This is a genomic window from Streptomyces sp. NPDC042002 (assembly GCF_055588305.1).
This window is the reverse complement of the sequence record NZ_JBVJCT010000004.1, coordinates 1-2011: the sequence shown is the minus strand read 5'-3', so window position 1 is coordinate 2011 and position 2011 is coordinate 1. Positions and strand designations below refer to the sequence as shown.

2 protein-coding genes are annotated in these 2011 nt (G+C 69.2%); one reads left to right on the top strand and one right to left on the bottom strand.

What is annotated here, in order from left to right; translation table 11 throughout:
- Positions 1-1248: 1248 nt before the first annotated feature.
- Entirely contained in the window at positions 1249-1425 is a 177-nt protein-coding gene (locus tag ACZ6KY_RS07700; RefSeq protein WP_369481069.1) for a CsbD family protein, read from the bottom strand.
- Positions 1426-1604: 179 nt separating this feature from the next.
- Between ACZ6KY_RS07700 and ACZ6KY_RS07695 the strand changes: the two genes are divergently transcribed.
- On the top strand, positions 1605-1775 hold the full coding sequence (locus tag ACZ6KY_RS07695; protein WP_328557713.1) for a hydrophobic protein: 171 nt from the start codon (positions 1605-1607) through the stop codon (positions 1773-1775).
- The last annotated feature ends 236 nt before the right edge of the window (positions 1776-2011 follow it).

The window sequence follows — 2011 nt, the reverse complement described above, 5'->3', positions numbered from 1 at the left end:
GGTCGTAGATAGGGGCTTTTTGTTGTGCTGGCCTCTCTGTTGGAAGGGGGGGGGGGGCCCCCCCCCCCCCCCCCCCCAGGGCCCCGAAGGAACTGCTACACCATCCGCCGGCCCTGGTACTGCGCCGGTCTCATGTTTCCGCAGACCCGACCGAGACGCTGTCGGGGGTGCGGGGATCGCGGTTGCTCGACCGGAGACCACCTCACTATCGATGTCCTGCGGTACCCGGGCCCACAACGTCCGCCCGGGCGATCCTGATGGCGATCGGCCCCTCCGTTCTTCCCTCGGTGATCAGCCCCCTACCGAACAGGGGACCGCGTACTGCTGGTACCGCTCTACTGCGCACTGCTGGTGATGCGAACCGCTCAGTGGCCTGCGACAGCGCCACTCTTCGGCAGCCAGCCCCGTCGCCCGTCCTGCGTCTGCTCTGGCTTGGAACCCCACTGCCGAACCTCCCGGTACGCGCGCCCGCAGCCGACGCCTTTACCGAGGTACCGCTCACCGACTTCACTGCTGGGTACCGCGAACTGCACTTACGGGTACTGCCTCTGCATCGACTGCGGTCCTGCTCGCGGCGGCCCCTGATCACTGCGGGCCACCCGGTCCGGTCGTCAGTCCCGTCGCCGTCCTGCAACCACCCTGGCTTCGAGAACTCCACCACCGCACCGTCCTGCGCACTGCAACTACGTACCGCTGCCTGGCGGTTCGTCTCTGCCAGGCTTTGCTGCCCCTCGGGGCCACGAGAGAAACCATAGCCACGCCGCCACCCAATGTCTACTCCGTCCATCATAGATTTTCGCGTGTCCGACGGAGAGGTAGTCGGCCTCGAACAGCTATGGCAGGAGGAGAGCCGTCACTGCCGGGTCAGCGGGCCGCAGGCCAGGGCACAAGCGCCGCGCGGACGAACGGGGACGCCGATGCAGGGGACCTGATGGACACGATGAGCGTCTGCGTCCCACCCGTCCGCTCCACGGCATCCGCGGCCGACCCACGCGAGAGCGCCCGGAGCCTCCTCGACGGTCTCGTGCCGGCGATTCGAGGCAAAGGCTGCCGAAACCGTGGTCCTGGTGGTCTTGGAGGCGTCACCAATGCCCTGCGCCACGGCGCGGAATCGGCAACTCGGACGCGCCGCCCGACGGCCGAGAGAGCACACTCCGGATGGACGCAGGCACCTGTCCGCCCTCCACGGAGGGGCAGACAGCACTGATCCCGGCAGCCAACAAGCCGCCGGGATCAGGGGTCCTGCACCTACTTGGGCTTGATGGCGTCCTTGGCCTTCTCCTTGGCGGCGCGCAGGTCGCCCTTGGACTCCTCGGCCTGCCCCTTGGCCTTCAAAGACTCGTTGCCGACCGCACCGCCGACGACCTTCTTGACCTTGCCCTCGACCTGCTCACCCTTGGCCTGAGCCTTCTCGTCCGCAGCCACAACACTCACACCCTGTCTCACTCGAAAGAGGTTCATCCCCCGTGTCACCCCGGATTCCACCGCTAAACCGCAAGGCTGCCGCACAGACTTCGTAGCCATGGGCACTCTAAAAGCCACATAAGATCCGCAGGAGTGGAGATCGATCCGCAGGGCACACGAAGGCTCGGAGGTTGATAACCATGGTTCCTGTTCTTCTTGTTCTTCTGCTCGCCCTGATCCTCTTCGGTGCCGGTTTCGCACTGAAGGCCCTGTGGTGGATCGCCGTCATCGTGCTGGTGGTGTGGGTCCTCGGCTTCGTGATCCGACCCGCGGCAAGCGGCGGCAAGCGCGGCCGCTGGTACCGCTGGTAAGCGGGCCTGAGCAGCGCACCAACACGGGTGGGGGGGGGGGGGGGGGGGGGGGGGGGGGGGGGGGGGGGGTGGGGGTGGGGGGGGGGGGGGGGGGGGGGGGGGGGGGGGGGGGGGGGGGGGGGGGGGGGGGGGGGGGGGGGGGGGGGGGGGGGTTGGGGGGGGGGGGGGGGGGGGGGGGGGGGGGGTGGTTTGGGTTTTTCCCCCCCCCCTCCCCCCCCCCCCCCCCCCCCCCCCCG